Origin of the sequence: Streptomyces sp. NBC_01591, from assembly GCF_035918155.1 — a bacterium.
Classification (GTDB): Bacteria; Actinomycetota; Actinomycetes; order Streptomycetales; family Streptomycetaceae; genus Streptomyces.
Window position 1 is genome coordinate 769967 of the sequence record NZ_CP109327.1, and the last position, 26065, is coordinate 796031.

General features: G+C 69.1%; 24 protein-coding genes and 2 pseudogenes. 8 read left to right on the forward strand and 18 right to left on the reverse strand.

Annotated features, from left to right (window positions below; genetic code table 11):
- Nucleotides 1-89 precede the first annotated feature (89 nt).
- The gene (locus tag OG978_RS03890) at nucleotides 90-536 is read left to right on the forward strand and encodes a hypothetical protein (protein ID WP_326763803.1); all 447 of its coding nucleotides are present in this window, start codon (nucleotides 90-92) and stop codon (nucleotides 534-536) included.
- Between the two features lie 246 nt (nucleotides 537-782).
- Here OG978_RS03890 and OG978_RS03895 read toward each other — a convergent pair whose 3' ends face one another.
- Complete coding sequence (locus tag OG978_RS03895) at nucleotides 783-1229, reverse strand: PPOX class F420-dependent oxidoreductase (protein ID WP_326763804.1); 447 nt, start codon at nucleotides 1227-1229, stop codon at nucleotides 783-785.
- A 217-nt stretch (nucleotides 1230-1446) separates the two neighbouring features.
- Between OG978_RS03895 and OG978_RS03900 the strand changes: the two genes are divergently transcribed.
- The gene (locus OG978_RS03900; RefSeq protein ID WP_326763805.1) at nucleotides 1447-1803 is read left to right on the forward strand and encodes a hypothetical protein; all 357 of its coding nucleotides are present in this window, start codon (nucleotides 1447-1449) and stop codon (nucleotides 1801-1803) included.
- A gap of 41 nt (nucleotides 1804-1844) precedes the next feature.
- Nucleotides 1845-3716, forward strand: coding sequence for an NB-ARC domain-containing protein (locus OG978_RS03905; protein ID WP_326763806.1), 1872 nt, complete (start codon nucleotides 1845-1847; stop codon nucleotides 3714-3716).
- Between the two features lie 156 nt (nucleotides 3717-3872).
- Here OG978_RS03905 and OG978_RS03910 read toward each other — a convergent pair.
- Nucleotides 3873-4324, reverse strand: a pseudogene (locus tag OG978_RS03910) (HAD family hydrolase); the annotation flags it as partial.
- 79 nt (nucleotides 4325-4403) lie between these two features.
- Here OG978_RS03910 and OG978_RS03915 point away from each other — a divergent pair.
- Entirely contained in the window at nucleotides 4404-4904 is a 501-nt protein-coding gene (locus OG978_RS03915; protein WP_326763807.1) for a DUF1203 domain-containing protein, read from the forward strand.
- A 332-nt stretch (nucleotides 4905-5236) separates the two neighbouring features.
- On the opposite strand, the pseudogene OG978_RS48235 reads toward OG978_RS03915, so the two are convergent.
- From OG978_RS48235 to OG978_RS03935, 5 genes and pseudogenes are all read right to left on the reverse strand, one after another.
- Nucleotides 5237-5341, reverse strand: a pseudogene (locus tag OG978_RS48235) (hypothetical protein); the annotation flags it as partial.
- Between the two features lie 41 nt (nucleotides 5342-5382).
- The gene (locus OG978_RS03920; RefSeq protein ID WP_326763808.1) at nucleotides 5383-7668 is read right to left on the reverse strand and encodes an ATP-binding protein; all 2286 of its coding nucleotides are present in this window, start codon (nucleotides 7666-7668) and stop codon (nucleotides 5383-5385) included.
- Between the two features lie 192 nt (nucleotides 7669-7860).
- Nucleotides 7861-8019 (reverse strand): zinc-binding dehydrogenase, encoded by a 159-nt coding sequence (locus OG978_RS03925; protein ID WP_442817653.1) that lies wholly within the window; start codon nucleotides 8017-8019, stop codon nucleotides 7861-7863.
- Nucleotides 8020-8492: 473 nt separating this feature from the next.
- Nucleotides 8493-9269 (reverse strand): VOC family protein, encoded by a 777-nt coding sequence (locus OG978_RS03930; RefSeq protein ID WP_326763809.1) that lies wholly within the window; start codon nucleotides 9267-9269, stop codon nucleotides 8493-8495.
- Between the two features lie 431 nt (nucleotides 9270-9700).
- On the reverse strand, nucleotides 9701-10510 hold the full coding sequence (locus OG978_RS03935; RefSeq protein ID WP_326763810.1) for an aminoglycoside N(3)-acetyltransferase: 810 nt from the start codon (nucleotides 10508-10510) through the stop codon (nucleotides 9701-9703).
- Between the two features lie 174 nt (nucleotides 10511-10684).
- Here OG978_RS03935 and OG978_RS03940 point away from each other — a divergent pair, with 174 nt between their 5' ends.
- Nucleotides 10685-11272, forward strand: coding sequence for a hypothetical protein (locus OG978_RS03940; RefSeq protein ID WP_326763811.1), 588 nt, complete (start codon nucleotides 10685-10687; stop codon nucleotides 11270-11272).
- Between the two features lie 55 nt (nucleotides 11273-11327).
- Here OG978_RS03940 and OG978_RS03945 read toward each other — a convergent pair whose 3' ends face one another.
- The 3 genes from OG978_RS03945 to OG978_RS03955 form a co-directional block, all read right to left on the reverse strand.
- Nucleotides 11328-12599, reverse strand: a complete 1272-nt coding sequence (locus OG978_RS03945; protein ID WP_326763812.1) for a GNAT family N-acetyltransferase — start codon at nucleotides 12597-12599, stop codon at nucleotides 11328-11330.
- Nucleotides 12600-12801: 202 nt separating this feature from the next.
- Nucleotides 12802-14022 (reverse strand): serine hydrolase domain-containing protein, encoded by a 1221-nt coding sequence (locus OG978_RS03950; RefSeq protein ID WP_326763813.1) that lies wholly within the window; start codon nucleotides 14020-14022, stop codon nucleotides 12802-12804.
- Between the two features lie 252 nt (nucleotides 14023-14274).
- Nucleotides 14275-14796: a CGNR zinc finger domain-containing protein gene (locus tag OG978_RS03955; RefSeq protein WP_326763814.1), complete on the reverse strand. Its 522-nt coding sequence runs from the start codon at nucleotides 14794-14796 to the stop codon at nucleotides 14275-14277.
- Between the two features lie 26 nt (nucleotides 14797-14822).
- Between OG978_RS03955 and OG978_RS03960 the strand changes: the two genes are divergently transcribed.
- Together OG978_RS03960 and OG978_RS03965 are read left to right on the forward strand one after the other, a co-directional pair.
- Nucleotides 14823-15314: a GNAT family N-acetyltransferase gene (locus OG978_RS03960; RefSeq protein WP_326763815.1), complete on the forward strand. Its 492-nt coding sequence runs from the start codon at nucleotides 14823-14825 to the stop codon at nucleotides 15312-15314.
- Between the two features lie 133 nt (nucleotides 15315-15447).
- Nucleotides 15448-15573, forward strand: a complete 126-nt coding sequence (locus OG978_RS03965) for a hypothetical protein (protein WP_326763816.1) — start codon at nucleotides 15448-15450, stop codon at nucleotides 15571-15573.
- Between the two features lie 232 nt (nucleotides 15574-15805).
- On the opposite strand, the gene OG978_RS03970 is transcribed toward OG978_RS03965, so the two are convergent.
- On the reverse strand, nucleotides 15806-16363 hold the full coding sequence (locus tag OG978_RS03970) for a GNAT family N-acetyltransferase (RefSeq protein WP_326763817.1): 558 nt from the start codon (nucleotides 16361-16363) through the stop codon (nucleotides 15806-15808).
- 151 nt (nucleotides 16364-16514) lie between these two features.
- Between OG978_RS03970 and OG978_RS03975 the strand changes: the two genes are divergently transcribed.
- Nucleotides 16515-16952, forward strand: coding sequence for a GNAT family N-acetyltransferase (locus OG978_RS03975; protein ID WP_326763818.1), 438 nt, complete (start codon nucleotides 16515-16517; stop codon nucleotides 16950-16952).
- Between the two features lie 112 nt (nucleotides 16953-17064).
- Here the strand turns inward: OG978_RS03975 and OG978_RS03980 are convergent, their stop codons facing one another.
- The 7 genes from OG978_RS03980 to OG978_RS04010 form a co-directional block, all read right to left on the reverse strand.
- Nucleotides 17065-19869, reverse strand: coding sequence for a hypothetical protein (locus OG978_RS03980; RefSeq protein ID WP_326763819.1), 2805 nt, complete (start codon nucleotides 19867-19869; stop codon nucleotides 17065-17067).
- On the reverse strand, nucleotides 19866-20978 hold the full coding sequence (locus OG978_RS03985; protein WP_326763820.1) for an ATP-binding protein: 1113 nt from the start codon (nucleotides 20976-20978) through the stop codon (nucleotides 19866-19868). The genes OG978_RS03980 and OG978_RS03985 overlap by 4 nt, the downstream gene beginning before the upstream one ends.
- Nucleotides 20979-20990: 12 nt before the next feature.
- On the reverse strand, nucleotides 20991-22451 hold the full coding sequence (locus OG978_RS03990; RefSeq protein ID WP_326763821.1) for a vWA domain-containing protein: 1461 nt from the start codon (nucleotides 22449-22451) through the stop codon (nucleotides 20991-20993).
- A complete protein-coding gene (locus tag OG978_RS03995; RefSeq protein ID WP_326763822.1) occupies nucleotides 22448-23866 on the reverse strand; it encodes a hypothetical protein in 1419 nt (472 codons plus the stop codon). The genes OG978_RS03990 and OG978_RS03995 overlap by 4 nt, the downstream gene beginning before the upstream one ends.
- Nucleotides 23836-24339: a hypothetical protein gene (locus OG978_RS04000; RefSeq protein ID WP_326763823.1), complete on the reverse strand. Its 504-nt coding sequence runs from the start codon at nucleotides 24337-24339 to the stop codon at nucleotides 23836-23838. The genes OG978_RS03995 and OG978_RS04000 overlap by 31 nt, the downstream gene beginning before the upstream one ends.
- 767 nt (nucleotides 24340-25106) lie before the next feature.
- Nucleotides 25107-25340 carry a hypothetical protein gene (locus OG978_RS04005; protein ID WP_326763824.1) on the reverse strand — a complete coding sequence of 78 codons (234 nt, stop codon included), beginning with the start codon at nucleotides 25338-25340 and terminating at the stop codon, nucleotides 25107-25109.
- A gap of 7 nt (nucleotides 25341-25347) precedes the next feature.
- Nucleotides 25348-26025, reverse strand: coding sequence for a TNT domain-containing protein (locus OG978_RS04010; RefSeq protein WP_326763825.1), 678 nt, complete (start codon nucleotides 26023-26025; stop codon nucleotides 25348-25350).
- Nucleotides 26026-26065: the final 40 nt, after the last annotated feature.

Below are 26065 nucleotides of genomic sequence, written 5' to 3' on the forward strand. Positions count from 1 at the left end.
GAAGAACTCGATGAGCCGCTGCCCTCCACGCCTCGACGCGTAATGGTTCCTCTAAGGCAATCAGGATCAAAGGGAGCAGGGTTGCGCATATGGGGCGCATCGGAACAATCCTGAGCGCTGCCGCGCTCACCATGCTGACCATTCCGGCGAACGCTCACTCCGCAGCAGTCGCCTGCGGCGGTGGTGTGTCGACCGGCCGGGTGGCCGTCAACGGCTGCATCAGCGCGCAACGCGGAAAGGAAGGCAAGGTCCACACTCGGGAGATCACGGCATACGTCAAGGCGCGCAACACGGGGCCGAGGGCGGTGAACGTCTCCTACGAGGCGTTCTTTCGTGTCGTCGTCGGTGGTCACTGGGTGAAGTTGGGCAGCGGTCGCACCTATGTCCCGGCGGGTGGGACCGTCGAGCCCACGGAGGTGGGAAGCTCGACCCGGGTGTGCGGGCCCGTGAAGGTCGAGATTCGCGTACACGCCCGTGCCGACGGGGCCGCCTGGAGCGGCTGGTCTACCGCCGGCACAGCGCAGTGCCAGACCTGAGCGGCTGAACATGCGATGCCCGAAGGCCGGGAGTTGAGGAACAACGGGGCGGCTCGGGTAAGGGGCCGCACAGCCGGGCTTTGAGACGACCGCAGCACTCCGGCCTTCGGAGCACGGCCGACAACCATCCGACCGAGGCCGTAGTGGTGGTCGGGGGCCTCAGCGCTTCAGCCGACGGGCAGAGCGGCCGTCCCTCCCTTGAGGCGAAACCATGCCGGCGACGGTTGTCACGAACGGATGTGCCGGTCAGGGCGCGGGGACGGGGCCGCCGGGCCGGAACCGCTCCACCCCGACGATGTGCCGCACCTTGATGGGGCGCACGATCACCGCGACCCGCTGTTCCCCCGGCATGGTCCACTCGAAGCGCTCGATGCCCAGATACTTGCGGGCCAGCCGGTCCATTCGGTCGTGTGCCTCCTCGCCCTCGACGAAGCGGGCAACCACACCACTGATCTGCACTCGGTCGAAGGGGTCGGTGACGTCCGCGTGTGAGAGGTAGACGCGGGGGTCGCGGCGCAGGTTCTCCTCCTTCACCCGACCCACCGAGGTGTTGAACGTCAGCTCCCCTTCCCCCTCCAGATCCACCCACATCGGGCTGACCTGCGGTGCTCCGTCGGCGAACACGGTGCCGACGTACCAGATGTTGGGGGCTTGCAGTCGGGCACGGACGGCTTCGTCGAAAGGCGCAGTCATCCCGGGAGGTTACCAACCATGTTGGGCTGGAGAGTTCGGGAGAGCCGTGGAATCCGCCGCTCCGAACCCTGCGACCTGTGCCGGGCGCCGGCGGGGACGGTGGGTCCCGACAGGGCACGGGAACCGGTGGATACACAGAGGCGTCCTGTGCTACCTGTGTAGTTCGTCCAATGCTGCCAGGACAGGCGGCCGTCGGCTGCCAAGAAGGGGCGTGGGGGTGTCACGACGTAGGAAGATCACGGTCATGGTGGCAGCGGTCGTGCTGACCGTGTCGACACCGTTCTTCTGGCTGCTCGACAACCCGGACACCGGGCAGTTGGTCGCCGCCTCGGTCCAGGGCGCCACCGGTATCGCCGCCCTGGCGTGGGCGCTGATGCAGTCCCCGACCAGCCCGCAGCCTGGAGCCGTGGCGATCGATACCGGAAAGGCCAAAGCCACCGCTGGAGGCCGGGCATCCACCGGCGTGCGACGCCCGCAGGAAGCCGGGAGCGGGACCGTCCGGGCGGAGCGAACCGGAGACGCCACCGCGGACGGGCCTGACAGCAGCGCAAGCACGGGTATCGACTTCAGCTGACCGGTCCAAAACAGCCGGAGCGTGTGGGAGGTTTCTGTCCGATGGTGCGATGGCCCAATCGCCGCCCCGAACGGGACGGGGAGCCCAACGCTGATCCCGGGGCCGCGGACGCAAAGCGCGAGCCGTCGGTCACCCTCGCGGACACCGGTACTGCCGCTGCCCGCGACGGCGCCACGGCGGTGACCGGCTACACCAGGCCGGCCTCAGGGCCCGCCGGCCCGGTACGCGTGAGCCATACGGGGGACGCCACCGCCAGCGAGGGCGGCCTGGCCAACACCGGGTACCTGGCGATCGACCGCTTCACCCTGGTGCAGCAGGCCGCCCCGCGCGCGCCCTTCGCCTGGCCGCACCAAGTCGGCGTGCTCCCGCCCCGCGCCCAGTCTCTTCAGCACCGGGCCGAAGTCGACCAGTTGCGGGCAGCGGTTAACCGCGGGGGCACCGAGGTGCTCACCCAGGTACTGACCGGGGCCGGCGGGGTGGGCAAGACACAGCTGGCCGCCGACTGCGCCCGCACCGCCTGGGACAACGGCGAGGTCGACGTACTGGTGTGGATCAGCGCGAGCAGCCGCTCAGCGATCACAGCCGGGTATGCGCAGGCCGGTGTCGAAATCCTTGCCGCCGACCCCGGCGACCCGGAGCAGGCCGCGCGATCGTTCCTGGCCTGGCTGGAACCCAAAGCCGACCAGAAGCCGTGCCGGTGGCTGGTCGTCCTGGACGACGTTGCGGAACCCGCCGATATGCGCGGCTGGTGGCCGCCCACCAGCCGCCACGGCCGCGCCCTGGTCACCACGCGCCGCCGCGAGGCCGCCCTGCCCGGAGCAGGCCGGCGCCGGGTGACCGTGGGCCTGTTCACCCCTCAGGAAGCCGCCGCTTACTTCACCGCCGTGCTTGCCGCGCACGACCGCCAAGAGCCAGCCGATCAGATCAACAGCCTGGCCGCCGACTTGGGATACCTGCCCCTCGCCTTGGCCCAGGCCGCGACCTACATCGTTGACGCGGACCTGACCTGTGCCTCCTACCGAGAGCTGCTGGCCGACCGGCTGAGGAAGCTGGCCGACTTGCTGCCGGAGCCCAGTGCTCTGCCCGACGACCAGACCGCCACCGTGGCCGCCAGCTGGTCCCTGTCCGTCGAACGCGCCAACCAACTCCGCCCGGCGGGCCTGGCCCGCCCCATGCTCCAGCTCGCTTCCTTCCTCGACCCCAACGGCATCCCCGCTACAGTCCTCACCGGCCGGCCCGCCCTTGCGCACCTCAGTCGCCGCACCCCAACCGGCACGGGCGGTACCCACCAGTCGGCCCAGGTTTCGGCCGAGGACGCCGTGCTCGCGCTGCGGGCCCTCCACCGGCTCAGTCTGATCGACCACACTCCCGACATCCCCCACCAGGCCGTCCGCGTCCACCAGCTCGTCCAGCGTGCCACCCGTGACACCCTCACCCCCGACCAGCACGACCGACTTGCCTGCACCACCGCTGACACCCTCACCGCCGCCTGGCCCACCATCGAACGAGACACCGCCCTCGCCCGCGCCCTGCGTGCCAACGCCACCGCCCTCACCCGCGCCGCCGAAGACGCCCTGTACCGGCCCGTCCCCCACCGGGTGCTCTTCCGCACCGGCCAAAGCCTCGGCGAAGCCGGCCAGGTCACCGCCGCCACCGCCCACTTCTCTCGCCTGACCGAGGCGACCTCCCACCGCCTCGGCCCCGACCACCCTTACGCCCTGGCCGCCCGTAACAACCTCGCCCGGTGTCGGGGTGAGGCGGGGGACGCGGCGGGTGCCGCGGCCGCATTGGAAGACCTGCTGGCTGACGTGATGCGGGTACTGGGCCCCGACCACCCCGACACCCTGAAAGCCCGACACGAGCTCGCCCGGTGGCGAAGTAAAGCGATCGTTGATGAATCGACCGATTCCTGAGCGAGATCGGGAAGTGACGATTCGCAGCCGGATCGGTGCCGGATCCTGCGTGAAAACGGTGTTCAAAGAGGTCGGCGTGCTCAAGAACCAGGTGGGCACCGTTTTCTGTACGAACTCACCGATGCGACAGCCGCGCAGTCGTCCCCCCAACTGCCGCGGGTGATCACCGATGTAGATGGTGTCCCACGCCGGGGCCCGGGAAGCGTCGAGGACCCGCGCGAAGAAGTCAGCCGACGGCTTGGCGCACCCCCACTCTCCGGACGTGGCGATGAAGTCGGCCGGCAGATTCAGCGCCCGAAGCAGCTGTCCCGCCTTCACCGTCTGGTTCCCGGCGATGACGACCCGGACGCCGAGATCCCGCAGTGCGGTGAGCGCGGGGCGTACGTCTCGTACAGGTCGGTCTCATCCAGGTGCTCCCCATGGCCGGCAGCCTCGCGGGCGGCGTACTCGGCAGGGATATCGATGCCGGGCTTCAGGAGCCGGAGAGCTTCAGCGTTGTCGAGGCCCTGGGAAGTGACAGCGCCGACGAGCGCGGACACGGTATGTCTGAGAACTCCCAACCAGTGAGTGTAACGATCCACGCCCAGCTCGCCGTTGGGCGGTGTCATCGCGGGCCAAGTCGATACCCAACAGGGCGATGTCCGATTTCCGCCAGCGACGGGACGATCGTTTGCGGAAGCTGAAGCCATGACCACGACTTACGAGGTGCGGGCCATCGATCCCGCCGTGCTGAAACAACTCCGGGAACAGGACGACGCCGGTCACACCCGGACACCCGTCACCGATCCGGAGGGCGGTGCCCCGCTGCGTTGCTGTCTGCGGCACAGCGAGGCAGGTGAGCGGATTGTCCTCGTCTCGTACGCACCGTTGCGTCGCTGGGCGGTGGAGACAGGCGCTGAGCCGGGCCCGTACGACGAGTGCGGTCCGGTATTCGTTCACGCCGAGGAGTGCGACGGGCCGACTTCCGGCCCCGGCTATCCGGTCGAACTGCACGGTGCTCGCCGGGTGCTGCGCGCCTACAGCGCCCAGGGGCACATCCTCGGTGGGCGACTGGTCGAGATCCCCGAGGAGCGGGCGATCGAGGTGGACCACGCGCTGCGCGAGGTCTTCACCGATCCGGCAGTGGCCCTGGTACATGTCCGCGCAGTGGAATTCGGCTGTTTCATGGTCGAGATCCGCCGACGGTAGGCGAGGCGGGGAGCAGGAGAGTGGTGTGTTCTGGCTACGAGCACCGCCCGGATAGGGTGAATGCCGTGACCGTTCCGCATGCCACCCCGCCACGCAAACCCGCCGACCGGCAGACGGCAGACGGCAGACGTGAGCACATCGACTCTGACCGGGCATACGGAGCCGGTGATGGCCGTGGCAACCGCATCGCTCTCGGGCCGACTTGTCGCGGTCTCCGGGAGTCTGGACATGGGGCGCCCGTCGACGACGGACGTCGCCACGGCCCACACCGGGTAGGCGTGCCCGGCCGGCATCCTTCCGATTTGTCGGCCGGTGGCCGGGTCCCAGACGCGCACGGTGGTGTCGTGGCCCGAACTGACCACCACGGGACGGCCCGCAACCACTGCTGTCGCTACGGCGTACACCCCCTTGGTGTGACCGGTGAGGGGTGCACCCACAGGGCGGGCGGTGGCGACGCCCCAGATACGGGTCGAACGGGCTAGGGTTTCAGCGCCGCCCCGATCTCTGTGCGCGAATCGATCTCGAGCTTGGTGAGAATGCGCTCGACGTGTGTGTCCGCAGTCCGCTTGGAGATCACGAGATGCTCGGCGACCTCCCGGTTGGACAGTCCTTGCGCTACCAGTGTGGCGACTTCCCGTTCCCGCGGGGTGAGCACATCGGTTGCCGGAGGCCCCTGCCGGCTGCGGGGCAGGCGCTGCGCCGACAGCGGCGTGTCGGTGTCCGCCCGTACCGTCTCCAGGATCTCGGTCCCCGACAACCGCGCCCCCACGCCGTGCCAGCGTTCGTACTCCGTGTTTCCCAGCGCTTCCCGCACGGCGTTCCGGGTTGCCTCCTGCTGTTCCAGCACGGACGTCAGCATGGCCACGGGGTCACCGCTCAGCCGCCGCGCGCCTTCCGCGTACCCCAGCAACCACGCTGCCCTGGCATAGCGTTCCTGCTGTGCGGCATGCCAGGCCAGGCCCAGGCAGCAGAGCGCCGCGACCAGCACGTCACCGATCTCACTCATGGCGTCCAGGGCCTGCCGCAGCGCGTCGGCACCTTCCTCGTGGCGTCCGGCAAGCCAGAGAATCAGGCCCTGTGCCATGAGTGTGGATCCGTAGAACTGACGATCACCCGTGCCGTGCAGATGGGCCAGCCCCACCTCGCACAGTTCCAGTGCCCCGTCGGTGTCTCCGAGCACCGCCCGCAGCAGCGCACCCTCGTAGTGGACCATGCTGATGCCCAGTGAGTCGCCCACGGCGACGATGCGCCGACGTCCCTGTTCCAGCTCGGCCAGTCCCTCGTCGATTTCGCCGCAGAGTGCCCTCATCGCTCCGATGTACGGCTCCGTGAACAGCGCCACGCGCTGTTCATCGCAGTTCAGCGCCACCTCCCGCGCCTGCAGGAAAGAGGTCGGCGCCTCCGCGAGGTCAGCGGTCCAGGTAGCGATCACTCCGGTCGTGAACAGGCCCCAGGCCCGCTCCTCGCAGTCCTCGGGCACCAGATGGAGCCCTTTCTCGATCCAGTACCGCCCCTCCGACAGGGTGCCGGTCGCCCTCCAGTGCGGGGCGAGCTGCACGGCAAGGCTCAGCCCTTCCGCCGCGCGGCCCGTGGCCGTGAAGGCGTACTTCATCGCGGCCCGGATGTCGGCGATCTGGCCGCGCACCGCTTGGTGAAGCTCGGCCTGGGCCGGAGTGATCAGTTCGTCCCAGAGGCGCCGGGCCGTGTCGCGATGGTGCTCGAAGTGCCGCCCGCGCACGGCCGCCGCGTTGCTCTCCTCGTCGAGGCGCTCGGCACCGTATTCACGGATCGTGTCCAGGAGCCGGTAGCGCGCCCCGTCCTCGCCGACGCGTTGCACGACCGACTTGTCCACCAGTCCGAACAGCGCCTCCAGGACGGCGTCGGACGGGAGCCCGTCGCCCCCGCCCACCCGTTCCGCAGCCGACAGTTCGAAGGGACCGGAGAAGACGGACAGGCGCGCCCACAGCAGGCGCTCCGCCGGGGTGCAGAGCTCGTGGGACCAGCCGATGGTCGTACGCAGCGTCTGATGCCGGGCGCAAGCAGCGCGCTGCCCGCCGGTGAACACCTCGAACCGGCGATCCAGCCGGGCCACCAACTCGGCGAGCGGTGCGACCCGCAGACGCACAGCGGCCAGTTCGAGGGCGAGCGGGATCCTGTCGAGCCGTTCGACGAGCGCCAGCGTCTGTGTCCGGTTGGATTCGGTGACGGTCCAGCCCGGCAGGACGCGGGCGGCTCGCTGCGTGAACAGCTCCAAGGCGTCGTCCACTCCGAGCGGGGCGATCGGCATCGTCTGCTCGTCGACCAGATCGAGGGGCTGCCGACTGGTGGCCAGGACGCACACCTCGGCGGCCTCGCGCAGGAGGACGTCGCAGAGCACGGCACATGCGTCGACCATGTGCTCGCAGGTGTCGAGCACGATGAGCAACTGCTGTCCCTTGAGGTGGGCGACGACCGCATCCAGCGGTTCCATCCCGGCGTGTTCCGGAACCCCCAGCACGGTGGCCAGCGTCGCGGGGACCAGTTCGGGATCGGACAAGGCCGACAGCTCCGCCAGCCACACCCCGTCCGGAAACCGTTCCCGCAGGCCCTCCGCCGCACGCAGAGCGGTGCGGCTCTTGCCGACACCTCCAGGCCCCACCAGGGTGACGAGCCGCGCTTCGCGGAAGGCCTCCTGAATCAGCGAGATCTCCTCGGCACGTCCGACGAAACTGGTCCGCTCGGCAGGGGGTTGCCCGCCGCGCCGCTGCCCGAAGCCGAATCCCATGGGGCCCCCGTGGTGATCAAGTACCCGCCTCTTCGCGAGATGTCAGCACAGTGTAGATGTGCGACTTCGGAGCGTTGCCAACGTTTGGACGGATATGTAGATCTTGTGAGGATTTATGGGTGCTGGCGTGCCGAGGTGATGGTGTGCCGGGGTGCGGGCGGGGACGCGGGCCTCCGCAACCCGCCCACTCACTCAGTCGGTGCCCCCGTCCTCGACCACCAGGACGATCTTTCCCGCATTCCGCCCGTTCTCGAGCAATGCGTGCGCTTCGGCGGCCTTCGTCAGCGGGAACGTCGCCTCGATCCGCGGCCTCAGCGCACCGGAGGCGGCAAGGTCCGCGATGGCCTTCATGCCGGCGTGGTCCGCCTGAAGGGGGCCACTGGGCGGTCACCCGCGACGGCGGTGAGGTGCTCGGCCGGATCGCCCTGTGCGGCCTGGACCTGCAGAGTCGCCATGGAATCCGCCTACCTCCTGGAAGGCACCAAGCGCAGCGCCGCCGTGCATGACGACGGCCGACACGACATGCACCTGCACGCCCGCATCCGAGGCGATGAGCCCGGCCGGTCCATTACGTGCGGAGCCAGATGACGGCTGAGGAGGCGGTCAAGGTGCCGAGATCGACGAATCCACGCCTGCCGTAGCGAGTGGCTGCAGCCCGGATCGCATCGCACCCCATCCCCATGAGGGCATCAGCCGACCGGCAGGTGTCCCACTCCCGGCCGGCAGTGCTCGTCGTCCGTATCCGGATCGTACTGACGAGTGCGGGCAGGTTTGACGGCCGACCCGGTCGGCACCGTCATTTCGGCGCCCCGGAGGGGTTGCCGTCATGGGCCGGACACGGTGAAGAGCGCGCCGTCGGGGTCACGGATGATGAAGGCGTCCTTCGAAGGGCCGTCGCGTGCGGGAACCAATGACGATTCACCACCGGCGTCGACGGCTGCGGCTGCGGCCCGTGCGCTGTCTTCGACGCGGAAGTCGACGATCCACCGAGGCCGGATTCTGGGATCCGCGGCAGTTTCGATGCCTCCGCCGCGCAGGGTGGCGACGGTACGCCCTTCGAGCTTCACGCGGACATGATCCTGTGCGTAGTCGACCATGCAGCCGCCGGGCGGTTCGGCCCAGTCGAAGACCTCCGCGTAGAAGATGGCCGCCTCGAAGGCGTGGCGAGTCTGCAGGTCCAGCCGTGCGGGGGCGCTGCCCTCCCCCACCGACCAGGCAAGGGTCATGCCTTCCCAGAAGCCGAAGACGGCCCCGTCGCGGTCCGCGGCAATCGCCGCGCGGCCCTCGCCCAGTTTCACCGGCCCGACGCCGAGTGTGGCACCGCGCTCCCTGACCCGGTCCGCGGTCTCATCGGCGTCGTCCACCGCGAAGTACGGGGTCCAGACAGCGGGAGGGCTGGTGGCGGGAGAGCAGCATCCGATCCCTGCGACGGGCCGGGCGTGCGCCATGGCCACGGAGAAGTTACTGCCCAGGGTGCTGGCCACGAAATCCCAGCCCATGACATCGGCGTAGAAGGCCTGGGCCGCGAGCAGATCGCAAGCCATCAGGCTGACCCAGCAGGGAGCGCCGTTTACGGGCCTGATCTTTCCGAGGGCCGGCATTCAATGCTCCTTCGGGTTGCTCGCCGCTGCCGATGGCCCACGGGCTGCGCCCCGAGCTGCGCGAACAACTCATGCGGGGTGACGAACATCCAGTCCACAGGTCGAGAATCGCCTCCGGTTCTTCGAGGTCGGCCCGCTCCGTGAAGAGCAGCACATCAGGGTCGGAACGGGCCGGACCGATGCGCTCGACCCTGTCTCCGTAACTGACCGTCGCACAGTGCCCGCCGGTCGGTGACGGACATACGTGGCGATCGGCAGGGTCGAGTTCGTGATCTAACCGTGTACCCCAGGCTGCTCCACCGCACCTCAGCACCCCTGCTCCCGCGCCCGATCCCACACCGTCGGCCGGCGCGGGAGCCCAGCCCGGCATCAGGGCGACGTAGCGGCAGCAAGGAATCGAGGACGCCCGACCGCCGAGGGCGCCACTGCGATCAGATCGTCGCGGTGTGTGGCCGGTGCTCGGGCAGCCAGCCCTCGGCGTAGGCGACGGCGTCAGCCAGGTCGAACAACCGGGCCTCCGCACCGCCCACCGCGCCCTGTTCCACCGGGCGTTCCTTCTCGAAGGCGGCACCCAGATCATCGAAGCGGTCCGCAGAGATCGAGAGGTCACGGACAGTCGCCCATCTACGGCCCTGCGGAGTCATGACGGCGAAGGAGTTGTCCGCCTGCGGCGAGGGCACCCGGTACTCGGCAAGGTGGAACGCCGTGCAGGATTCGAAGCCCGCACCCAGGAGAAGAACCCGCGCCCCGCCTTCCTCCAGCCGGGCGAGCGGACTCCGCTCACCGAGCCGGCAGTCGAGTGCGTGGCCGTCCAGGATCGCGGCGGCGCGTGGGCCCACGGCCGCGAAGGAGGTCTGCGGATGGCAACTACGCAGAGCGCCCGGCCAGTTGCGGACGGTCTCCGGGATGATGCCAACGCCGAGAGTGGGAGTCGTCCGTGTGTCAAAGGCCGGCATCGAGGCGCGGATGTCCGCCCACCATGCCTCGGGCACAGGCGGGTTCCCCCAGTCCGCCGGATCCGAATTGTCACCGGAGTGGGTCGGCACCACCAGAGTCCCACCGGCGCCGAGAACATCGAGCAGGGCCATGACGACAGCAGCGGGACCGCCGCAGACCCAGCCGAGCGAGCTGAGCGAGGAGTGCACAAGGAGGGTCTCACCTGGGCGCAGGCCCATTGCACGGAGATCGGAGGCGAGGGAATCGCGGGTACACATAGGGCCGGCCGAAGGCTTGATAGACATAACCGGTCAGTGTCCGGGTATCGAGGCACCCGGACCACTGATTTTCGGCGCACGCTCAGGTCCGTCGTCCAGCGGGCCTCCGGTAATACCCTGGCCGGGAACGATCACCGGACGGTTGACCTCGCTGTGAGTGACAGACTTTCAGGGCCGTTGCCGCGCGACAGGGTTCCTGCCATGGGTGTACCTCCTGATTCCGCTGCCGAGCGGCCCACTTCGTGGTGGCGCGAACGGTGCCTTGAACTGCTTGATGCGGGTGATTGGTACGGGCTGTATCGCAAGGCAATGGCATGGCGGGTCAGCGGTGGGGGATCATTCACTCCGGACGCTTGGCTGATGGACGTGTGCTCGGCCCTGCTGCATCACCAACCGAAGACTGCGATTCGCTGCTGCGACATGGCGCTGAGCGTCTGGATTGAGCGGCCTGGCGATCGAGCAGTACTCCGCCTTGTTCGTGGTCTGCTGATTGCTGACCACGTCGGGGATCCGCTGCGCGCTGTGGGCGACCTGAAGTTCGCAGTCCACGGTCCGGACTGGCTGGCAGCGCGAGCTGCACATGAGCTGGAACGAGTGACGGAAGAAGCAATCCGTTCGCGAGTGAAGAAGCCTCGGGTAACTCCCTCTCCCGATTTTGACGCAGTGTATCGGGACCTGATCCTTTCGCAATCGTCGGAGCCCATCTCGCCACCGATGGAACCACTACCGGTCGACGGAGCGGTCCCATCGCTCTGGGACACGGCCATGAACCATCTTCAGCGGCTCTGAGGTCGATCGCGGCGGGGGTCTTGGCGGTCAGCCTGTCGCGCGAGCGGCCGTTGCCCTAGTACGGCAGGTAGTAGCTGAGCAGATCGGCCGTGATCGGCGGGAAGAGTGCCTGGAACAGTTCCTCGTCCCCCGCGTAGACGTCGGGACGGATCCGGGTCAGCCCCTCGATTCCGTGCGGGCCGAACAGCAGGGCGGGCAGGTGGTCGGGGGCCACTGCTGCGCCTCCCACGGCTCCGGTCCCCTGCATCGCGCCGCCGGTGACGACCTGGCCGAGGCCGTCGTCATGGACCGGGATCCGGTAGTGGGCGCCGAAGGTGGAGATGACGATGTCGCCACCGGTGTGATCCGTGCCGGCTGTGGTGAGGCGGTGCCAGAGCAACGGCCGCAGCCGGTCGAGCAGCGCAGCGACGTCCGGGATGCGGACGTAGTACTGCTCCGCCTGCCTGGGCGCTTCGAGGTCGAGGAACTCCTGCCAAGCGGCGGCGGTCACGGTGCCGGTCCGGTGGACGGCCCGCACCTGGCTGTCGGGGGCCAGGCCGGCGACACCGCGGAGCAGCTCCCGTGCCGAGGCCTCGTCGAGTGCGGCGGCCTCGGCCAGGAGTACCCGGTCGTCGGGGGGCGTGGTGCGGCCGGTGGCGATGACGGTGTCGGCGTGCTCGAGGACCCAGAGGTTGCTCGCCTCGTGGGCCAGCAGCCATCGCCAACGTGCCTCCGAGTGCGGCATGGCCACGCCGAACCGGCTCTGGGCCGTGTTCTGCAGGGCTGCCATGGCGGGGATGTCGGAGGACCGGGCGGCACGGAGTGCGGGTTCTCCCTCGCCGGGCGGTGTGGTGTGCACGGTGAGCGCCGGCGGGATGTCGATGGCGTACTCGTAACCGAACAGCCGGTAGAAGTACGGGATCCCGATCATCGCCTGAACGACATGGCCACGGGCGGCCGAGCGTTCGTGGGCCCAGTGCATCAGTGCCCGGACGAGCCCGCGTCCTTCGTATTCCCGGTCGGTGGCAACCAGTTCGACCTGGCCGGCGGGCAGGTGCACGCTGCCGATGCGTACTTCTTCGTCGAGGAGCGTTGCGGTGGAGACGACCCGGTCGCCGTCGACGACCACGGCGCAGGCGGGCCAGCCGGCGTCCGGATCTGTGACGACCAGCCGGTGATCGAGGGCGTCGTCCGGGTCGCCGCGTTCGGCGAGGAGGGAACCGATCTGGTCGAGATCTGCGGGCCCCGCCTCGCGCAGGACGAGGCCGTCGGTCAGTGGGGTGGGTTCGGAGGGTGCGGGGGATGCGGGGGATGCGGAGGATGCGGGGGAATCGGGTGTCGCGGTCACTGCCTGACCATTTCAGCGGCCAGGCCGCCGCGTCCATCGGGTTTCCGCCGGGTCGTGGCTCGCGGCTCGGGAATCCGCACTTCCATGATGCGAACTCCGAGGCGCAGTGAGACCGCGGTGTACCGAGACCGCGGTGTATCAAGACCGTTCGAGGTCCGTCACACAGGCGACGAGCCTCGAAACGCGTCCTGAGCAGTCGCTGTCAGTTGCCGCACAGAGCGGCGTCGACGGCCTGCATCACTGCCTCATTGGACTCCTTGCTCATCGGGACCTGAGTGAACGTCAGGGTCACCGCGTGGCCTGTCGGGTCGACGCCGCCGGCGGTCATGAATCCCGGAATTCCCCCGCCGTGCCCCCAGATCTCCTTGCCGCAGGAGTTGTGGACACGGACGATTCCGAGGCCGTACCCGTCCTTCGGGTTCTTGTTGAGCGGCACGGTGCGCTTCATCTCGGCGATCCGGTCCTTCGATACGAGGTCGCCGTGCAGCAGCGCCGTGTAGAACGTGTTGAGATCGGCGCCGGTCGCAACCATCGCGCCTGCGGTGTGCGCCCATGACACATCGCCATCGGTGACATCGACCTGCTTCCCGCCGATCCGGTGATAGCCATGGGCGTGCGGTCCGCGGATGTCCGTCTCGGACCTCGGGAAGTACGTGCCCTTCAGTCCGAGCCGGTCGATGATGCGTGTGGTGATCTCCTCCGGAGCGGGGTGGCCCGTCACCTCTTCGACGAGCCTTCCGAGCAGGATGTAATTCGTGTTCGAGTAGACGGCCAAGTCCTTCGCGGCCGGGCCGGGCGGCAAGGACTGCGCGATCTTCAACAGCTCGTCCGGCGTGTGGTGCTGCTGGGGTTCTTCGCTCTCCGCTATCCGCAGCTGCCCGGGCTTGATGTCCTCCGGCTTCGCGCCGCCCGCCACGACGTAGTCCGTCAACCCGCTCGTGTGCTGCAGGAGGTCTCGGATCGTCACCCGGCTCCCGTCGTTCCCCTTGCCGGGTACGAGTCCCGGCAGATAGTGCTCGACGCTCTCGTTCAGGTCGACCCTCCCCTCGTCGACGAGTTGCATGACTACGGTCGCCACGAATGCCTTGGTGTTGCTGCCGATCCGGACCCGTGCGTCGTCGGGGATCGGCTTCCCCGTGCCGGTGTCGCCCGTACCCGCGCGCAGGGTGCGCGTACCGCGGCCGGGGTCGGAGATCACCACCTGTACGCCAGGGATCCCCTGCTCGGTGACAGCGTCGATCCTCTGCTGGATCGTGCCGCCGGTGGACGGGGCGGGCTTTGCGGAGTCGGTCGGCGACGCAGACTTCGTGGCGTCGGTCGAGGGGCCGGGCTTCGCGGCGTCGTCACAAGCGGTCGTCATCAACGCGAGCGCGGCGGCCCCGGCGAAGACGGCCAGCTTGGCGCGACGTCGTGAGGTGGTCATCGGCGGTGGTCCTCCTGGTCCGTCGGACCTCACAGCAAGATCCGTACGACGACCAAACTACGAACGCGCGACCGCAGCTCCCATGGCGCTGACCACCGCCTTTGTGGTGGGGCGGGCCGGTGCGTACGGGGTGTGGGAGGCCCCCGGGCCGCCACCCCTCAGTGAGGGCAGGCGGGCGCAGAAGTCATCGTGGGCCGGCGCCGCGAGTCGCCGCAAGTTCACGGGACGGCACACCCCATGGCCCGGATGCGGTCATGGTGCGGCTCGTGCGCGGTGCCTACGTACCGCGTCGCGGTTGGCGCACCGCTGGGAGCAGTAGCGCTGGCGACCGGTGCGGGAAGTATCGGCGAAGATCGTGGTGCACTCGGTCACGGCGCACCGCCGGAGCCGGTGCATGCCCCGCCCCGCCAGGTGCAGCGCGGTGCCGACGGAGATCAGTGAGAACAGCAGGGAGCCGAGCGGCTGCCGGTCGTCGCGGTAGTGCAGGTGCCAGCCGTCGTCGGCGTGGTCGGTCAGCCGCGGGTAGGCGGCGGCCGCCGCCAGCATCCGGTTGAGCATCTCGGCTCGCTCGTGCTCGTCGTCGGCATCGACGGCCTTCTCCCACGCGTCCAGCACTTCATGGGTCCGGTCGAGGTCCTGTGGCGTGACCGGGAGCTCCACCACCAGGCCGGCAGCCCGGCAGCGGTCCGCGAGTTCGTCGGCGCTCGTAGGGCGCAGGTTGGCCAGATCCGCGGCCAGGTTCACAACATCCTCGCCGTAAGGGTTGAGGTGCATAAGACCATTACATCAGTCTGGTCGGCATGAGACAACGCACTGGACACAACTCCGATGTACGGCAGGCGGTGGAGAACGACATCGCGGAGCTCGTACGCCTGCGGGCGATGCTTTTCGAGAATCTCGGCGGCGAATTCTTCAACCCCGCGTGGGGAGGCGACGACTGGCTGGACGTCCTGGCCGTGGTACTGAAGGAGCAGTTGGCCGCGGACGGCGTGCGAATCCTTGTCGTGGACGGCGGGAGTGGCCTCGCCGCCTGTGGCATCGGCACGATCGAGCAACGACTGCCCGGCCCGCACCTGCGCAACGGCCGGATCGGACAGGTGATCGGAGTGGTCACCGACCCGGCGTACCGGCGGCTCGGCCTCAGCCGCTCGATCATGCAGGACCTGCTCGGCTGGTTCCGGGAAAGCGACGTCGCCCGGGTCGACCTGTACGCCTCCGTAGAGGGTGAACCGCTCTATCGCGAGCTCGGTTTCACCAACCACCCCGACCCGTCGCTGTACTGGCGCCCGTGACCGCCCGACATCGACGTCCTCCCACTCCCCCTCCCGCTCCCCTGCTCACGCGCACACTCACCTCGTCCGCCCTCGTACCGGCTCCGGTCGAACCCATGGTGCCGTCCCGGACCAAAGGAGGTGAAGAGCGTTGATGCGCGGCACGCGGCACTACCGCTGGGTCGTCCTCGCCATCGCGACCTTCACCCAGGCGGCATCCGGCTTCTTCGTCCAGGGCATCGGGCGATGGGCATCCACCTTCAGCGTGATCTGGACCTGAGCACGGCGCAGTTGGGTCTGCTGGTCTGGCAGCCCAGTTCGTTCCGTTGGCCGGCCTGCTGGTGGCCGGGGAGTTTGTCAGGAACGCCTCCAGCTCTTCCGGGACCGGGCGTTCGTCCATTGGGAGTTCTACGAACCCGACAGCAGGTATCCCGATCCGGCTGCCATCCACACGTCGGCGGCGAACTCCTCCCGGTGCGAGACGCGTTCGACGCGGGATCCGGATGGTGGGTTCAGAGCTCGCCCATCGGGTGCAGTTGGGCGAACTCATCGGCGAGCATGCCCATCATGACGAGATCGTGGTGCTGTCCGGCCATGAACACATGGTCGCGCAGGCGGCCCTCCTCGACGAATCCGAGCCGACGGTGAAGTGCCAGCGATGCCTCGTTGTGTGCGAAGATCCGCACCTGACACTTGTGGAACCGCCGCTCTGCGAACATGAAGCGCAGCAGCAACAGCACGGCTTCCGCCGCGTAGCCATTGCGCCGGTGATCGGCGCCGATCGTGATGCCGTACTCGAACCAGCCCGAACGCGGGTCGGCCTGGAACGAGCCCACGGCCCCGACGGTCTCCCCTGTGTCGGCGGCTTCGATGGCCAACTGGAAACAGTCTCCGTCGGGCTTGGCGACGGCCTGCTCCTTCGTCCAGGCGCGATGGCTCTCGGCGGATCGAGGCGGGTTCAGCAAGTCTCCCAACCGCTCCTCGTCCTCGGCGAAGCGCTTGAACGCGGTCCAGTCGTCGGGTTCGATACCGCGCAGACGTATCCGTTTTCCCGTCCAGAAAGAGGTCATCCCGTCATCGAATCACCCCTCGGATTCGACGTCCAGGGCTTTCACCACCTCCCGGCACAAGCCCCTGACCAGGTACTTCGGGGCGGAGCTACGGCCCCCGCGTGGCCTTCGTCCCACTGCGTTTGCGGGACTTGTCGGTAGGGTCGCGTTCATGAGCGTCGAAGTGGAGGTCGTCCGCGAGGCGACCGATGAAATGGTCGAAGCAATCACTCGCCTGCTGCCCCAGCTTTCCCGGTCGGCCAGTGCGCCCGACCGGGACTCGGTGGCCCAGTTGTTGCGCAGTGACGCCAACACCCTGCTGGTGGCCAGGATCGAAGGCCGGGCGGTCGGCATGCTGACTCTGATCATGTTTCCGTTGTCGTCGGGCCGGCGGGGCCGCATCGAGGATGTCGTGGTCGACGAAGCGGCCCGGGGTCATGGCGTCGGAGCGGCGTTGACGGAGGAGGCACTGCGCCTCGCCGAGGTGGCTGGGGTTCGGACGGTCGACCTCACTTCACGTCCGTCCCGCCAGGCAGCGAATCGACTGTACGAACGCCTGGGATTCCAGGCCCGGGACTCCAAGGTCTACCGGTTCGTCGTCCAGCCGTAGAGACGGCCCTGCGCCCCGGCCGGGCCCGCTTTCGGGCCCGGCCGGGGCGCCGGTGGCACCGGACGCCGCCCTCGACGGATCCGCTGCGTGGGTTCGGGTTCGCACCGCCGAGTCAGGCGCCGGCCAGCAGCGCCTCCAGCGCGACGGCCGTCTCCGGATGGCGACCGGCCAGTACCGCGCCCGTCGGGCGGCCGGCGTCCGCCGTCTCCCACGTACCCTCGCAGCCCAGCAGACTCGCCACCGCGTCGCACGTCGCGGGGTGTGCGGCGAGCAGCGTGCAACCGTGGCCGCCCTCCGCCCGGCCTGCCGGATGCCCGGCTGCCGGCTCCGGCTGCGCCCGCCACGGTGGCACCCACGCGTCCAGCGCTGCGAGCCGGCCGGGGAAGGTCCGCCCGGCCTCACGGATCAGCAGCGGAGCCAGATCCGAGCCGCCCGATCGCAGAGTGGTGATCAGGGTCGGCAGCCAGGGCAGGAGCACCGGGTCCGGCAGCCTTCCGAACGCGTTCGACACTGCCTCCACCACGAAGTCGGTGAGGCCCGGTACGGGATCCAGCGCGTGTACGAAGCCGCTGAGGTAGCGCGGATAGGCGGGCACCACCAAGGGGTTGCCCAGCAGCTTGTCGCACTTCGCCCGCAGGTCCGCGCGGGAGAGATGCCCGAGCTGTACCTGGGCCGCCCACAGCAGCGCCGTCTTCGACGACTCCTCCGGATGCGACTGGACCACCGCCAGTTCCAGCTGGGTCCGGTCGCACCCCAGCGACAGCGCCAGGCTCTCCATGCTGAACAGGAAGCCCAGCATGGCCGCCACTTGACGGACGGTGGCGTCCTCGTCGGTGAACGCCGTCGGCAGCAGGGTGCAGTAGTGGGCGTATCCGGTCTTGACGAAGGACTCGATCCAGGGCGGCAGCACCGGCTCGCTGGTGCGGTAGTACGCCAGCAGCCGCCGCACTCGGCGCAGTACCTCCGGTGCGCCGTCGACGCTGCGTTCGGCCGACAGCACCTCCAGGGCATGTGTGCCCAGCTCGTCGGCGAGGCGGCGGCTGCGTAGGTACAGTGTCGCGTCCTCGACGGCTTCCAGGACGGTCGCCGCGGTGGCACGCCGGTCGTACGCCGTGCGGCGCAGGCGCTGCTCCAGCACCTGCTCGATGCTGACGCCCTCGTAGCCGAGCTCGATGAGCGCACGCTGGTAGGTGCCGAGCGCGAGGTCCCACGACTCCTGGATCGGCCTCTCCCCCAGCTTCCGCTCACCCATGATCGGGCGCGCGGCACCTTGCGGCATCAGGTAGCGCAGCATCCACAACGCGTCGGAGCACCGCTCCAGTTCCGGCTGGGAGGCGATGTCCAGCAGTGCCCGTTGCACACCGCTCTGCTGGAGCTTCAGGCCCAGGGGCGCGAGCCGGTCGTGCACATCGCGGGCCAGGGGTGGCAGCGCGTCGTAGCCGACCTGGCCGACCCGGTCGCCGCCCATCATGATCTCCACGAGGCGCCGCACATCGCGCCGGCCGGGCACGGTGTCCTTCTCGATGCAGGTGACGGCCGCGTCCTGGAAGTCGTACGGCGTGGGCCTGGCCCGGTCGCGCATTCCGGCCAGCAGGATCGACGTCTCGAACACCGCGATGGCGTCGGCGGTGGAGGCGAGGTAGCCGTTGCGGCGCGCGGCGCGCACGATCTCCACCGACCAGCCGAGCAGTTCGGCCTCGTCCAGCCGGTCCAGGGCGGGCGGTTGCTGCAGGAAGCCGGTCAGCTTGTCCGAGGGCGGGATCGCCGGCACGGGCCCCGCCGCGGCCGCGGCCTTCTTGGCCTTCGATTTCTTCGCGCCCGCCTGTCCCGCCAGGCGGTACGGCTCCACGCGCGTGCGTCGGACGTTCTTCGCCCACACGGTCGCGGCGATCGACACCGAGCCTGCGGCGAGGCCGAATTGCGCCTCGATCGCCGCATGGCTGGACGGAATCAGGCCGTGCTGCCACGTGGTGGCACTGGGTGGGCTGATCTCGAAGGTGTCCGTGCCGTGGACGCCGAACTCCGCGACGCGGCTGGCGGCGTGGAAGGCGCCGCAGACGTAGAGGCAGTCCGCGGGATCGGCGCCGGTCGCGGCCAGGTGTTCGCGCATCCTGGTCCACATGTAGCGTTCGCGGTCCTCGTCCACGCGGACCCGGTGGGGATCGCCGGGTGCGAGTCGCCGGAAGAGGCTTCCGATCAGGAGCATGACCTGGCGGTAGGTGTCGTGGTCGCTGTCGCCGAGCGGCAGCTCGACGTACTGGTGCCACCATTCCGACCAGTGCCGCACCTTGCCGTGGCGCAGCAGGTGCTCCTCCAGTTCGGCGAAGCGCGGTCGCAGGTCGCCGATCTCCACGCCGACCGCGTCGCCGTGCAGCGCGGCCTCTTCCTCGGCGGGAGGTGCGTCCGGGTCGGCCGGCTCGGCGGACTCCGTCCCGCGCGCGTCCCACTGGAAGACGTGGTCCGAGGACCGGTCGACGAGGACCAGTTCGACGCCCGGCGTGTCCAGTGCGTAGGCGATCGCCTGGTACTCGGCGGAGGCCTCGGTGATCGGTGCGACCACCGACAGCGGGGACCACTCGGCCGGGAAACCGTCGACCTCGGTCGCGAACGACTGGACCGCCACCGGGAGCTTGCAGTTGCGCAGTTCGGTCAGCAGCGGCGCCATGTCCTCGCACAGCTCGAGGTACACGACCTTGGGCTGCTTCTCCCGCAGGCGGCGGGCCATCGCGATCGCCGAGGCGGGTGAGTGATGGCAGACGGGGAAGATCTCCAGCGGTTCGCGGACCGCGTGGTCGACGTCGTCGACGATGCCGAGGAGGATGCCCTCCAGGGCGTCGGGCCCGTCGGCGAACGTCGCGGCGGCCTCCTGCAGCTGAGCACGCAGTCCTTCGAAGGTTCCCTCGTGGGTGCTGCTCATGACAGGGTGGCGATCGCGTCGCGGCCGCCCTCCAGGAACTCCGGCCAGGATCCGCCCTCTTCCTTGCTGCGCGGTTCGACGACACCGTGCAGGTACTTGTTGAGGATGGCCAGGTCCTCGGGCTCGCGCCGGGCCAGTGACCCGACGAGCGAGGAAGCCAGCGTACGGGCGGTCAGGGCGCGCTCGCCGAAGAAATTGCTGTGCAGCACCGCGTCCTCGAGCACACCGATCTGCTCCGCGGTGGACAGCGCGGACTCCAGCTTCTCGTCGTCGCTGCCGGCCGCGGCCGCCGAGGCACGCAGGTCGGCGAAGCTCTGCAGCAGTACGTCGAGGAGCGTCGGCGGGACTTCCAGTTCGATCTGGTGACGGCGCAGCAGCTCCTCGGTGCGGAAGCGGACGATCTCCACCTCGCTCTTCTTGTTCGTCACCACCGGGATACGGACGAAGTTGAAGCGGCGCTTGAGCGCCGAGGACAGGTCGTTGACGCCCCGGTCGCGGCTGTTCGCGGTGGCGATGATCGAGAAGCCGGGCTTGGCGAAGACGATGCTGTCGCTGTCCAGTTCGGGAACCGAGATGTACTTCTCGGACAGGATCGAGATCAGCGCGTCCTGCACATCGCTGGTGGAGCGGGTGAGTTCCTCGAAACGGCCGATGGCGCCGGATTCCATCGCGGTCATGATCGGCGAGGGAATCATCGAATCCCGCGACTGGCCCTTGGCGATGACCATCGACACGTTCCAGGAGTACTTGATGTGGTCCTCGGTGGTGCCGGCCGTCCCCTGCACGACCAGTGTGGAATTGCGGCAGATCGCGGCGGACAGCAACTCGGCCAGCCAGCTCTTGCCTGTGCCGGGGTCACCTATGAGCAGCAGGCCGCGGTCGGAGGCCAGCGTGACGATGGAACGCTCGACGAAACTGCGGTCGCCGTACCACTTCTGCGAGATCTCCCGGTCCAGGCCGTCGGAGCGCTCGGAGCCCAGGATGAACAGGCGGACCATCTTCGGGGAGAGCCGCCAGGAGAAGGGCTTGGGGTTGTCGTCGATGGACTCGAGCCACTCCAGTTCCTCGGCGTACTTGATCTCGGCGGGGGCGCGCAACAGGTCGGACATGACAGGGCCTTTCTAAGCGAGGAACGTCTTGAGCTCGTTGACGAGCTTGCGGATGTGGCCGGAGAGAACCGGCGTACCGAGGTCCTTGAAGCGCTCGCGGAACCACGGGTTGACGCTGCCGCGGCCGGAGCTGGTGACTGAGCCGACCGGGATGAACTTGGCTCCCGAGCGGTGAATGGCGACCATGCTCTCGAACAGTGGCTCGGTCTGCCATTCGTAGAAGTCGGAGATCCACACCACGACGGTGTTGCGGGGTTCGGCGATCTTCGGCTGGGCCAGTGCCATGGCCACCGTGCCGTCGGTGCCGCCCCCGAGGTTGGTGCGCAACAGGGTCTCGAAGGGGTCGTGCACCCACGGCGTGAGGTCGAGTGCCTGCGTGTCGTACGCGATCAGGTGGACGTCCACCTTCGGCAGCCCGGCGAAGATGGACGCCAGGATGGTGCAGTTCACCATCGAGTCGACCATCGAGCCCGACTGGTCAACGACGACGATCAGCCGCTGGGGTGTCGTCTTGCGGACCGTGTGCCGGTAGTAGAGGCGGTCGACGTAGAGCCGCTCCTCCTCCGGGCTCCAGTTGGTGAGGTTCTTCCAGATCGTGCGGTCGAGGTCGAGGTTGCGGAACACCCGCTTGGGCGGGACGGAGCGGTCCAGGGCACCCACGGTGGCCTTCTCCACCTGGGTGCGCAGTACTTCAGCGACCTCGTCGACGAAGCGGCGGATCAGGTCCTTGGCGTTGGCCAGGGCCACGCCGGAGAGGTTGTTCTTGTCCCGCAGCAGCTGTTCGATCAGCGACATGCTCGGGGTCAGCTGCGCGGCGAGCCTGGGGTCTGCCAGCACTTCGCGCAGGTGCATCCGCTTGACGAGATCGGCTTCGATGGTGCCGAGTTCCGGGCCGATGGCCGGAATCAGCCGGCTGAGGTCGGGGGTCGTGCCTCGGCCGCCGGTGCCGGTCGGGCCGACGCCCGGCCCTGCGGCCCCTCCCCCGGCACGGCCGCCGCGCAGCTCGCCGGGTTTGCAGCCGAGCGCCCGCTCCAGCCAGCCTGCGTCGGACTGCCAGCGCGCCAGCTGTCCGGCGGTGACCGTGCCCGAGCCGGAGGCGAAGACGTTGAGCAGCACCTTCGAGACCAACGCCGCCCGTCGTACTTCGGCGGCCCGGTCCCGTGCATCGGCGGCCTCGGGGTCGGGCGCCATCAGACCGTCGAACTCGGCGGCCAGCTCCGGGTGGCGCTGCACGATCGAGTCGACGGAGGCCTGTGGGTCCAGCAGCGCGGAGGGCAGGCCGATGTCCTCGACCACGGCGAGGCTCGCGGATTCCAGCGTGCCCTGTTCCTCGTGGTCGAAGAGCCGGGCGAGGAGCCGCCAGTACAGGACCTGACGCCGGTTGTCCTGGGAATCCGCCTCCGGGCTCTGCGGGGTCTGAAGGGTTTGCGGGGCCGTGTTCTCGGCCGTTCGTTCTGCCGTGTGCTCCGTCATTTCCGCAGCAGCCTCCCCGCACGCTCCCGCAGCACGGCCACGGCGTCGGTGGCGGCCTTCTCGGCCTTGACGCCGGCCTTGTCCGTCGTACCCCCCGCCCATCCCCCGGCGTGGATCGCGACGGCCTTCTTCCGTACGGTCGTCTCGACGGCCAGGGGCTGGACGCGGTACGTCCCGGCGTCCCAACGAAGCAGTCCGATGCACGCGCCGGATGCCGCGACGGCCTCGGGGGTGAGTGGTCCGGCGGTCGGAATGCGGTCGATGTCGACGGCGAGAGGGCCTCCGGCGAGGGTGAACGTCAGTGCGTCGTCGTCCTTGTGGGCGGTGTAGCCCTCCAGGAACACCGGGACGGCTATGCGTGCCGGATGCCGGTCCAGGGGTCCGGTCGCCGCGTCACCGGCGGTGGGCAGGGCGACGCGGGCGGTGGCGAAGGCGTCGGCGGGCTCGCCCTGGCGTGCGTACTCGTCGCTCCAGATCAGGTCGCCCTCGGCGGTGACCGGCATGTCGGTGAGGTCCATCGAGCGGCCTTCGCCGACGGCTGCCAGGAGCGACATGTGCGGGCGGAGCAGCTGCCAGAGGCCTGCTCCGACGACCGTGTCGGGCTTCGGCACCGCTACCCCGGCGCGCACCAGACGCGGCGCGGCGCCGTCCGCGGGCTCGAACACCGCGTGGACCTGGGCCTGCACGGCGGTCGCGTGTTCATGGACGTCTACGCCGAGGGGCAGGAGGCGCCCGGTGGCCGTACCTGTCACGGGCACATCGGCTGCACCGGGCACGGTGAGCAGCAGCGCGCGTGACCACAGGTCGGCCCAGCGGCGTGCCGGGATCCGTTCCAGGGACATGCCCGGGCAGGACGCGGCAAGTTCGGCGGCGAAGCCGTCGAGGAGCGTTGCCAGGCGGCGCAGCGCGGGGTCCGGAAGCATCGCGGAGACGACCGGCGCCGCCCCGGAGACCACCTCGTGGTCGATGCCCTGCCACCCGGCGCGCGCCAGATCGGACAGCCAGGAACGGGCGGCGGTGAGCAGGTTCGCCGCCTGCTGCCCGGCGGTCGCCGGGACGGTCTCCTCGCCGCGTGGTCGGCCGGTCGCCTCTTCGATGCGGGTCATCAGTGCGTCGTGGACGGAGCCGAGGAGTGCGGTACGGGCGGCGGCGAGGGCGACGAAGTGGTCTTCGTTCGCAGCTCCGCCCGCCGCCTTCTCGGCCGCCTCGGCGACCCTTCCGGCCAGCGGGGTCCCGGCGACGGCGTGGGCGAGTCCTGTGAGGCCGGCGGTCTGGGCGGGCTGAGGACGGAGCAGGCCGGCGACAAGAGCCTGGTCGAAGCCGTCGACGGCCGTCAGGGCTTCATCGAGTCCGGTGATGGTCTCCGAGAACAGGTCGGCACGCATCACGCCACCGCCCTGGTCGGCGGGAACCACTGCATCTCCGGCAACGGGGCCGTGGTCGGGGTGAGTTCCAGATACGCGAGGTGGCGCAGGAACCGGCTGAAGACGGGCGCGGCGGCCTTGGTGTCGCCCTGAGGTGGACGTGCACCGCTCATGTCGGTGGCGAGGGTCTGCGCGCTCGGCTCCCCGTCCGCGGTCTCGACCCTCAGGTAGCGGGCGACGCGCTCGGCGCCGTACTGCAGCACCGCCTCGTTGATCAGGGCCCGGATGTGATTGCAGAACGACCCCCGCGCGCCGCCGCAGGGCCGGTTGTTATTGGTGCTGCAGGCGAACGCGTACGTGCCGGCGGCGACCGACGACACATACACCCGCCCGATGTCGGAGCCGCTGGACACCACACCCTGCAGGCGTCCGTCGGCCAGCTCGACGAACGGGACTTTGGCCAGCTTGCGCGGTCGTGCGGGTGCTATGACCCGTGCCGTGCTCGACCTCTCCCAGTCTGACAACGCACCACTCCTATGTACACCAGGGCGACTTCCTCGCCACAACGGCAGGACACGACCGAACATACCTACGGCCACTGACAACGCCCGGTCGCGGCCGCAGGACCGCGTCACGCACAGCTCTCACTGCCGTGAACACGGCCCCGGCGCAAGGCCCGGCATCGCCGGATGCACGTGGATTCCCTGCCCTGTCTCATGGGCCGGAGCATTCTGCACCGCGGCAGGAGCCTCCGCGGCCCCACGCTGATGCCGGTCGGTTGGGTCGGTCGGCGCAACAGGCGCCTCAGTGGTGCGCGGATCGTGCCTCGCCCTGGGCAGGCGTCAGAGCGTGCGCGCTGATCCTTCGGGAGCCATGACTCCTCCGCCCGAGGGCAGGGGGTGGAACGGGATGGCGACGAGGTCGTACTGAGGGCACGGCGTCGTGATGCACTGCTTGGGCGACGGCACACAGACATGCCCCGCAGGCGCCACGACGGAAGCACACGGGCTTGACTGTGGTGCGACGGAGCTCGCCTGTGGTGCGACGGAGCTGTCTCCGGCGAGCGCGGGGCCGGCCATGGTGAGGGGCAGGGCGGTGAGAGCGACCGCCGTGGCGGTACGCAGCAAGTTCTCGATCACAAGCAGCAGAGATAGCCGCACCCCGGCGCGCCTTCGCACCACCGGAGGGGTCAATCACCCGTACGGGTCGCGAGGTTCACCCTCGGAACGCATTTTCGCATCCCGACTCCGCCGACTCCACCGACTCTTTCGACCGCCTTCTCCCCGAGCCCTCAGAGGAGAAGCCGGAGGAGATATCCGCAGGCGGCCTGTTCGCTCGGGTGCCGGGCGATGACTTCGTAGGTTCCGCGTTCGTACGCGCCGGTCTCCCACGCCCCGTCGGATGCCTGCCGCAGGAACAGGAAATCCGTGGGGGTGGGGACCGGTTCGTGAACGCCCTCGATGCGGTAGTAGCCGTCGGGCACTCCTGCCCGGCTCAGCGCCGCGTACAGCTCCCGACGGTCCACGCCGAGGCTAGGCGCCGGCGGGCATGAGGTAGTCGTGCTCCAGCAGCCACTTGACGTTCAGCCGCTGCCCCTGGCCCGGATCGAGGAAGACCGCGTCCAGCTTGATCTGCTGACCGCCTCCCGGCTGCTCGAACCACGGGGCGATACTTCCCTGCCACACCCAGAAGGGCTTGGCCACCTTGTAGACGCGGTAGTCACAAGCGACGACTGCGTCACGGGTGTTGAGGTTCTGCGGCGGCAGGGCCCGCTCCGCGTACGCATCACCGGCGGGTGCCAGGTAGCCGCCGTACTCGGAACCGAAGCGGTCCAGACGCTGGCCCGGGCGCAGCTTGGTCGGCTCCTTGTCGATCTGCCCGTTGACTTCACCGAATCCGTCGTTGGGCGGGTACTTCCAGCTCCCGGAGTCCGCGGGGCCTTCCCAGTACTTCTTCAGGAATGCCTGCGGAGACAGGGTTCCGGTGCGCTTGTATCCCTTGAGGAGCGGGCCCACAGGGGCCAGCCGGTTGTTCGGAAGCCACTTGGGGCCGAGCCTGGCATCGCCGCGGAACTCACCGGTACAGGGCTCGTGGCGGGCCGAGGACGCAGGCGACCGGTCCTCCGGCTTCGCCGAGGCGCTCGCGGCCGGAGCCGCGATGAGCCCGGCGGTGATGCCGAGCACGGCAAGTACGTTGCGCATGCGGTTCATTCAGAGTTCCCCTCGGGTGCTGGTGATCATTCGCCGTAAC

Excerpts from the sequence above, each read along its gene's own strand:
- OG978_RS03890 (WP_326763803.1), top strand. The coding sequence starts at position 90 with ATGGGGCGCATCGGAACAATCCTGAGCGCTGCCGCGCTCACCATGCTG.
- OG978_RS03895 (WP_326763804.1), bottom strand. The coding sequence starts at position 1,229 with ATGACTGCGCCTTTCGACGAAGCCGTCCGTGCCCGACTGCAAGCCCCC.
- OG978_RS03905 (WP_326763806.1), top strand. The coding sequence starts at position 1,845 with ATGGTGCGATGGCCCAATCGCCGCCCCGAACGGGACGGGGAGCCCAAC.
- OG978_RS03915 (WP_326763807.1), top strand. The coding sequence starts at position 4,404 with ATGACCACGACTTACGAGGTGCGGGCCATCGATCCCGCCGTGCTGAAA.
- OG978_RS03920 (WP_326763808.1), bottom strand. The coding sequence starts at position 7,668 with ATGGGATTCGGCTTCGGGCAGCGGCGCGGCGGGCAACCCCCTGCCGAG.
- OG978_RS03925 (WP_442817653.1), bottom strand. The coding sequence starts at position 8,019 with ATGAAGGCCATCGCGGACCTTGCCGCCTCCGGTGCGCTGAGGCCGCGG.
- OG978_RS03930 (WP_326763809.1), bottom strand. The coding sequence starts at position 9,269 with ATGCCGGCCCTCGGAAAGATCAGGCCCGTAAACGGCGCTCCCTGCTGG.
- OG978_RS03935 (WP_326763810.1), bottom strand. The coding sequence starts at position 10,510 with ATGTCTATCAAGCCTTCGGCCGGCCCTATGTGTACCCGCGATTCCCTC.
- OG978_RS03940 (WP_326763811.1), top strand. The coding sequence starts at position 10,685 with ATGGGTGTACCTCCTGATTCCGCTGCCGAGCGGCCCACTTCGTGGTGG.
- OG978_RS03950 (WP_326763813.1), bottom strand. The coding sequence starts at position 14,022 with ATGACCACCTCACGACGTCGCGCCAAGCTGGCCGTCTTCGCCGGGGCC.
- OG978_RS03955 (WP_326763814.1), bottom strand. The coding sequence starts at position 14,796 with ATGCACCTCAACCCTTACGGCGAGGATGTTGTGAACCTGGCCGCGGAT.
- OG978_RS03960 (WP_326763815.1), top strand. The coding sequence starts at position 14,823 with ATGAGACAACGCACTGGACACAACTCCGATGTACGGCAGGCGGTGGAG.
- OG978_RS03965 (WP_326763816.1), top strand. The coding sequence starts at position 15,448 with ATGCGCGGCACGCGGCACTACCGCTGGGTCGTCCTCGCCATCGCGACC.
- OG978_RS03970 (WP_326763817.1), bottom strand. The coding sequence starts at position 16,363 with ATGACCTCTTTCTGGACGGGAAAACGGATACGTCTGCGCGGTATCGAA.
- OG978_RS03975 (WP_326763818.1), top strand. The coding sequence starts at position 16,515 with ATGAGCGTCGAAGTGGAGGTCGTCCGCGAGGCGACCGATGAAATGGTC.
- OG978_RS03980 (WP_326763819.1), bottom strand. The coding sequence starts at position 19,869 with ATGAGCAGCACCCACGAGGGAACCTTCGAAGGACTGCGTGCTCAGCTG.
- OG978_RS03985 (WP_326763820.1), bottom strand. The coding sequence starts at position 20,978 with ATGTCCGACCTGTTGCGCGCCCCCGCCGAGATCAAGTACGCCGAGGAA.
- OG978_RS03990 (WP_326763821.1), bottom strand. The coding sequence starts at position 22,451 with ATGACGGAGCACACGGCAGAACGAACGGCCGAGAACACGGCCCCGCAA.
- OG978_RS04010 (WP_326763825.1), bottom strand. The coding sequence starts at position 26,025 with ATGAACCGCATGCGCAACGTACTTGCCGTGCTCGGCATCACCGCCGGG.